This is a genomic window from Moorena sp. SIO3I6 (assembly GCF_010672095.1).
The window spans coordinates 1-8,261 of record NZ_JAAHHU010000223.1; the positions used below are offsets into that span (position 1 = coordinate 1).

General features: G+C 41.9%; 3 protein-coding genes. 2 read left to right on the forward strand and 1 reads right to left on the reverse strand.

Annotated features, from left to right (window positions below; genetic code table 11):
• The coding region (locus F6K49_RS31955; RefSeq protein ID WP_293103117.1) for an AarF/UbiB family protein at positions 1-469 on the reverse strand (469 nt) is incomplete at its 3' end.
• Between the two features lie 719 nt (positions 470-1,188).
• Here F6K49_RS31955 and F6K49_RS31960 point away from each other — a divergent pair.
• Together F6K49_RS31960 and F6K49_RS31965 are read left to right on the forward strand one after the other, a co-directional pair.
• A complete protein-coding gene (locus tag F6K49_RS31960) occupies positions 1,189-6,558 on the forward strand; it encodes a PAS domain S-box protein (protein WP_293103120.1) in 5,370 nt (1,789 codons plus the stop codon).
• A 335-nt stretch (positions 6,559-6,893) separates the two neighbouring features.
• Positions 6,894-7,967 carry a hybrid sensor histidine kinase/response regulator gene (locus tag F6K49_RS31965; protein ID WP_293103123.1) on the forward strand — a complete coding sequence of 358 codons (1,074 nt, stop codon included), beginning with the start codon at positions 6,894-6,896 and terminating at the stop codon, positions 7,965-7,967.
• The last annotated feature ends 294 nt before the right edge of the window (positions 7,968-8,261 follow it).

Genomic DNA, 8,261 nt, shown 5'->3' on the forward strand with positions numbered 1-8,261 from the left:
CCCGATAGACTTGACCAAGACTAGCGGCTGCTACAGGTCTTGGGGAAATTTGGCTAAAGAGTTTTTGGATGGAGCGCCCTAACTCTTGCTCGATTATGGACAATGCGATCGCATTGTCAAAGGGAGGTAGCTGGTCTTGTAGTTTGATCAGTTCATCTAGAAAATCTTGCCGAACCAAGTCAGGACGGGTGGAAAGAGCTTGTCCGACTTTAATAAAGGTTGGACCGAGGTTAGTCAGAAGTTTCCGCAGCTGTGTCGCTCGTTTTAACTTATTCTGCTCAGTCCGGTTGCGCCATTGGTCTAACTTAATACTAAAAACAAAGCTAGCAAAACCCCAGACAATCTTCAGGCAACGCCAAATCACTAACCAAGGTCTGGAACGGTAGTAGCGCGCGATCGCTTGTGGATCATAGTACCTTTGGGGTTCATTAGACCGCTGTTCAGGAGATACAAGTTGATACTGACTCACGCTGAGTATAGGCCTCTCTAAGAAATTTATAGTTTTTTATCTATCTTTTGCTTTTTATTAAATAAGTATACACAAATACATATACAATAACTCGGTATTTAAGTCCAATAGAGGGTTTAGCACAGGTTTTGCCACCAGGACAATTGAGAGTCCCATAGAAACCTACACCAGAAACTTGCCCATTTCCTGAACTTCCGATGGTCAATTATGGTCAATTGAGCCGATTAGGCTCGAAATCACTGACCAGTAAAAATCACCCCCTCATCCCCTCATTCCCTGATCTGGTCATCTTCAAAGGAAGTGGTCACAAATTTCTACCAAAATGTACTTGCAAGGTGTACTACTCTTGTGTACTATTCATCCTTAATGCATATATTTCAAAATTTGTCAACTCCTATTATTACATTAACTGAGGCTCTAGCTTGAGATTTCAGCTGTTATTTGCGTGTTATCACCGACAGTCTTTAAATTAAAACTTCAGCAGAATCCTCCATGACGGGGCTAAATCAACAAAGCAACAATGGTGTCATATCGATTCCAGCGGCATCGTAGCGAACAAGCATGAGCAATGTGTTGATTTATCTACGTTGATTTATCGACGTTGATTTATCTACAACTATGCTGTTTCCGAGATTGCCCGGACCAAATCGGCACTAGCGAATTGGATCTCAGTTACAGACGCACGAAAATGCAATGCCATAAGCAAATTCCCCTGGATTATGCAAGATTATCCCTCTGTCCCTAACCCTTCCCAAGACATTCGGTTAGGCTGCCTACAGTGGTTTTATAACTTACCACTAAGTAGTAAGCTGCTTACTGGTTTGTTTGCCTCTGAGCTAATTTCTCTGATTGGATTCTTCGGCGTCGCTGCTTCAATGATGGTAATAGGAGGGCAAATCGAACTACGAGACCAAGCTGAGTCTCAATTAGCACTCACCGAGACTAACTACAATTCTAAACTTGAGCAAACTAAGCTGGGCTTCCGTAGTCAAGCCGATAATGCTGCCATCATTGCTGCTGCGATCGCTCATCATTCTGGTCAGCCTATCAAAGCAGCCCTCAAGGCTGAAGTCAGACGGGTTCTGAGGAACGAAATTAAAGCCCGCAACATTGAATATGGCACTTTAGTAGGTACCAATGGCAAGATTATTGCTAATGCTAACGCTGACCGTACAGGAGAGAGGTTTAATCCTAATCAATTAGTCAGTCAAGTTTTCCAGAATCGAACGGGGATTGGGAGCAGTCAAATTGTCAGCTGGGTTGAGTTAGCTAAGGAGTCACCTCAGTTACCGAATGGTTTTGTTGAACAAGACGCCCTAATTCGTTACACACTCACTCCAGTCAAGAACCCAGAGACTGGAAATATAGTAGCTGTCTTGGTGTCTGGTGACTTGGTCAATGGCAAATTGCCCATAGTTCACAACACCCTGCAGGGGGTTGACAAAGGCTATAGTGCAATCTACTATCGCCAGAGTTCGGGGGAATTTAACTTAGCCACTGCTACTTTGGATAACAGTGATGTTAAAGATTTAGAGCAAGGGGAATCGAGTTTAGATTTAGTAGACGGGTCCCTGTTAGAGAAAGCAGTTGCCCAAACATCAGAGGTAGTTTACACAAGGCAAACCTTGGGTAAACAATCTTACACTATAGTCGCTAAAGTTCTAACTAATTTTGATAGTGAAGCCACAGTAGTGTTAGTCAGAGGAACTACTGAATCCTCCTTCAATCAATTCCTTAGAGATAATTTAGAACTTGAGCTGAGCGTCCTTGCTATAGCCTTAATCGCAGATATCTTTTTGGCTATCTTGCTTGGACGATCAATTGCTAAACCGGTCAAACAGCTACAAAAAACTACCCAAGAATTTGCTGCTGGCAATTTGGAAGCACGAGTCGAAGTGTGCACGAAAGATGAAGTAGGGAAACTTAGTATCAATTTCAATCGTATGGCTGACACTCTGTTGGCTGCTTTTAAGCAAAGGGAACGTTATGCAGCTGAGCAATCACGACTAAACACTCAATTGCAGCAAGAGAATGCAGAACGTCTCCTGACTGTGGAAACACTAAGGCTGATCGAGTTTTCTCTAGATCGGGTAGGGGATGCAGTTTTTTTATCAAAACAGGATGGCCGATTTTGTTATGTCAATGAAGCTGCTTGTCATTTCCTTGGCTACTCCCGTGAAGAATTACTGACGTTGCACGTTTATGATATCGATACCTTACTGTCAAAAGATAACTGGTCACCGTTTTGGAAAAACCTGAAACAGCAAGGTTCTTTTAAGCAAGATTCAGTACATCGCACTAAAGACGGGCGGGAATTTCCTGTAGAAATTGGGGTTAATTATTTACAGTTTAATGATCAAGAATACAACTGTGTTATTGCTCGCGATCTTACCGAGCGTAAACAGGGTGAAAATTTACTAAAACGAACTAACTCTCTGTTAAGGGCGCAACAAGAGGCATCAATTGATGGTATATTAGTTATTGACGAAAACCCAAAAATCCTATGGCACAATCGCCGTTTTGGTCAGATGTGGAATATCCCAGAGGAGATTCTCAACTCTGGTGACGACCAAAAAATATTGAAAAGTGTGCTATCTAAGCTAAATAAACCTAAAGAATTTATCCACAGGTTGAAGTATCTGTATGAACATCCGAGCGAAGTAAGTTGTGATGAAATTTACTTGAATGATGGTCGGATTTTTGACCGTTACTCTGGCTCTGTGGTGTCTGAAGCTAGTGATTACTATACTAGAATCTGGTATTTCCGAGATATCACCCAGAGAAAGCAAGTAGAAGCCCAAGTTACTCAGCTCAATCAAGAGTTGAGTAATCATGCCTTGGAACTAGAAGTAGCTAACACAGAACTGGCAGCAACCAAAGACTTTATCACGAACATAATTAATGCAGTATCTGATCCAATTTTTGTAAAAGATAGATATTATAAATGGAAATTATTTAATGATAGCTTTTGTGAGTTTATCGGATATTATAGAGAGCAACTATTAGGTCATTCAGATTCTGAATTTTTCGTCTCAGAAGAAGCTGAGGTTTTTAGAAAAACCGATCAACTCGTCATCAATAATGGTGTCGTTAATGAAAATGAAGAATACTTTACTGATGCTAAAGGTATCCTTCATTTCATTTCTACCAAGAAAACTCGTTTCTTCGATTCTAAAAATAATCCCTATATTGTAGGGGTTATTCGAGACTTGACTCATCGGAAGCAATTTGAAGACCGACTGGAGAAACTTAATGAATGCTTTCTTAATTTTGGTAGCAATCCCGACAAAAATATTAATCACCTGGTAGCCGTTTGTGGGCAATTACTCAATGCTAGTTTTGCTCTCTATAATTGCCTGGAATACAATCAACTGGTGACATTAGGACAGTGGCAAGTCCCGCCAGATTACCCGACTATGGATAGCGCAAAAGGACGTATTTTCTACGACGTTATTAGAGAAGGAACTGATGAGTCAGTTGTCAAGCAGGATCTCCAGAATACAGCTTATGCTCAAACTGATCCCAACATTAGGGCTTATAATCTGTGTACTTACATCGGTATTGCGGTCAAATGGAACAAAAAGGTAATGGGTTCCCTGTGTGTTTTGTATCAGCAGCAGGTAGAACCAAGTACAGAAGACAAACAACTGCTTAACCTGATTGCCAGCGCTATTGGTGTAGAAGAACAACGAAAACAGGCTCAGCAGGAACTTCAGGATAGTAAAGAGCGATTTGCCTTAGCTGTAGAAGGAGTCAACGACGGGATTTGGGATTGCAATCTCCAAACTGGTGAAATGTATTTATCCCCTCGTTGGAAGAGTATGTTGGGGTATAAAGATGATGAAATTACCAATACCTTTGAATCCTGGACACAGATTATTCACCCAGATGACCTAGAGCAAACCTTACTCAGTTTTAATAATTACCTAGAGGGCAAGCTTTTTCAGTATCAAGAAGAGTTCCGTGCTTTACACAAAGATGGCACCTACCGTTGGCTGCTGACTCGTGGAGCGGCGCTGTGGGATAAAACAGCTAAGCCTTATCGCATAGCAGGTTCTCACACCGATATTTCAGAGCGTAAAAAAGCAGAAGAAGCTCTCAAAAGTCAGTTAACAGCTCTCGAAGCAGCTACTGATGGCATAGCATTAGTTAATCCAGCAGGTGAATACTTTTACCTCAATCAGACTCACCTGGAATTGTTTGGCTACACTAAACCGGATCAACTGGTGGGTCAACAATGGCATATGATTTATCCGCCAGAAGAAATTGAGCGTATTGAGAAGTCAGTTTTTCCCCAATTGTTTAAAACAGGAAAATGGAGTGGAGAAGCTACGGCTGTGCGCAAGAATGGTAGCACATTTGCTGAGGAATTTTCTCTAACATTACTTGAGGATGGTGGTTTAATCCGAGTCTGTCGAGATATTACAGAGCGTAAAAATGCTGAAGAGCAGATGCGGCAAAATCATCAAAGACTGGCTCTGGCTAATGCCCAGTTAGAACGGGCTACTCGTCTCAAAGACGAGTTTCTGGCTAGCATGAGTCATGAATTACGTACTCCCCTCAACGCCATTCTTGGTTTATCAGAAGCTTTGCAAGAGGAAGTGTATGGTTCAATTACAGATAGGCAGCGTAAGTCTCTCAGCACAATTCAGGGCAGTGGTCAACATTTGCTAGAACTAATCAATGATCTGCTTGACCTTGCCAAAATTGAATCTGGGAAGATGGAACTCCACATCGGTGCTGTTTCCCTCCAAAAACTCTGCAATTCCAGCTTGATGTTTGTTAGAAACCAAGCCCATCACAAAAATATTAAGCTGACTTCTCAGGTAACTGAGAGACTATGGGAAATAGAAGTGGATGAGCGACGTATCCGACAAGTCCTGATCAATTTGCTCAGCAATGCTGTGAAGTTTACCCCAACCGGAGGAAGCGTTATTTTAAAAGCTGAGGAAGACTTATTAAGAAACACTATTTGTTTTAGTGTCATTGATACTGGTATTGGCATTGCTCAGGAAAATATGCGTAAGTTATTCCAATCCTTCGTCCAAATTGACAGCCGTCTGTCCCGTCGCTACGCCGGTACAGGATTGGGTTTGGCTTTGGTGCAACGAACCATAGAAATTCACGGGGGTAGGGTAGATGTCGAGAGTGAAGTGGGTCAAGGTAGTTGCTTCACAGTAACTCTGCCGATTAAACAAAGTGGTGAGGCCAACGGAGAATACCAGAGTGATTTGGAACAGCTAAGCCAATTTACTCAATCCGCCATCTCCAATCCCCAAGTGCTGATCATCGAAGACTCTATTACTGCAGCTGAAGTGATTTCTCGCTATATCAGGGAAATAGGGCTACAAACCTTGACTTACCCTGAAGGAGAAGGTGCTCTCGAGCAGGTTATACAGGTCAACCCAGGGGTGATTATCCTAGATTTGCAATTGCCGAAGGTGTCTGGCTGGAAGGTTTTGGCTCAGCTAAAAGCTCATCCCCAAACCGAACACATCCCAGTGATTATTCTTTCTGTAGTGGATGAGCGATCGCAAGCGTTGGAGATGGGTGCGTCTGAATATCTGGTTAAACCCGTTTCCCGCCAACTGTTGCGCTCAACAATTAGCAAAATTTTGGGTCCTTTAGAAACACCAGAGTCAGTCAAGCATGGCGAAACTGCTCTGATGGTTACGCCTCACAAAGCTCCAGAGTCACCGTTAATCTTAATTGCAGAGGATAATGAAACTAACATTAAGACGATTTGGGATTACTTGCTCAACAAAGGCTATCGGTTGATATTAGCCAAGAATGGCTGGGAAGCGATTAGCCAAGCTAAAGAGTATCACCCACAGCTGATTATGATGGATATTCAGATGCCAGATATGGACGGTATTGAAGCGATTAAGCGAATTCGAGACAATCAGGAAACTAGGGAAATTCCCATTATTGCCGTAACAGCACTGGCGATGCCAGGGGATAAGGAGAAATGCCTAGGGGCTGGCGCGGACGAATACATCTCTAAACCAGTGAGTCTGAAGAACTTAGTCAGTACTATTCAAAAGTATGTTCATGTAGAGGTTAAGGATTTGCAATTAGTTAGTAATTAGTTATTTGTATTACTTATTCGTGATTAGCGTGATTAATCATTAAGTTATCAGTTCCAAGTAGGTTTAAACCTACTAATCCATGGTTGGTATATAAATTAATAGTATATAGCGTTTATAAATGAAATGTAAACCTGGGAGGTCTTTTTTGATTGTTCAATAAAACTCTAGATCTCTTTCTTATATTGCCTTTTGCGTATTTTAGGCTTGCCAATTTCTGCCATAACTGTGTTTACAACCTATTTAAAAACGCTATATTAATGGATATTAACCAAAATCAATCCCAAACATCTGTATTTAATATGGTGAACTATTCAAGCGCATAAAGGGTGTTATTGATGGATAGTCAAAACTCTATACTAGTAGTTGATGATGAACCCTGTGGGTTTGATGTCATTGAGGCTCTCCTGTTCAAGGAAGGTTACAACTTGAGCTATGCCTCTTGTGGTCAAGAGGCATTAAACGGTCTAGAGAAAATTCAGCCGGACGTAATCTTATTGGACGTAATGATGCCAGAACTTGATGGTATAGAGGTTTGCCGTCGGATTAAGTCTCACCCAAAGTGGCACCATATCCCAATTATTATCGTAACGGCTCTCAATTCTAAGGAAGATCTTGCCCGATGCTTGGATGCAGGAGCCGATGATTTCCTAGGGAAACCTGTTAGTGGACTCGAACTGCGATCGAGAGTGCGTTCGATGTTGCGGATTAAAAAACAACATGATGAACTAGCTGCTACTCTACAGCTGAGGGAAGATATGTCTCATATGATCGTGCATGATTTGAGGCATCCTTTGGCGAATATTATCATATCTTGTGAGATTTTGCAGCAAACTGAACTTCAAAAAAAACAGCAAAGAAAGACTGAACAAATCTTGAAATCAGCTCTCCAGCTGCGCTCAATGACGGATAACTTATTGATGATGGCAAAGTTACAATCGGTAAAACTTAGCCTTAATCGAGACTTGGTGGATCTAAATGCACTCGAACAAGAGGTAGTTTTAGATTTCCAAGCCATTGCTCATGAGAAAAATATTCAGCTAGTTAGTGAGCTACCAGAATCCAGTAAGACTCTTTTAATTGATGCCAATTTAATCCGTCGTGTCTTAGATAACTTGCTCTCAAATGCCATCAAATTTTCTCCTTCACAAAGTAAAATTCTACTGCAAGTAGATTATCCAGTAGATCCCAAACCCCAAGCTATAATTCGCATTGCTGATTCTGGGCCTGGGATTGAAGAAGAATTGCGAAAACGTATTTTTGATAAGTACGATGTGGGAAATTTAATGACTGGAATTTCTCAAACTGGTCTGGGATTAACGTTCTGTAAAATGGCAGTTGAAGCTCATGGTGGTAGAATATTTGTAGAAAATAATCAACCATCGGGTTCAGTGTTCACTGTAGAAATTTAGTTATAAATTGTAAGCATATGCGCTACGCGCAGGCTACGCCAACAGCCGTCAGCCGTCAGCCTTTGGCTGATAGCTGAGAGCTGAGAGCTGAATGCTGAGAGCTGAGAGCTGAGAGCTGAGAGCTGAATGCTGAGAGCTGAGAGCTGAGAGCTGAATGCTGAGAGCTGAGAGCTGAGAGCTGAATGCTGAGAGCTGAGAGCTGAGAGCTGAATGCTGAGAGCTGAGAGCTGAGAGCTGAGAGCTGAGAGCTGAATAGGACACGTCTGAAACCCAGTGACGATAGCTGACGAAGAC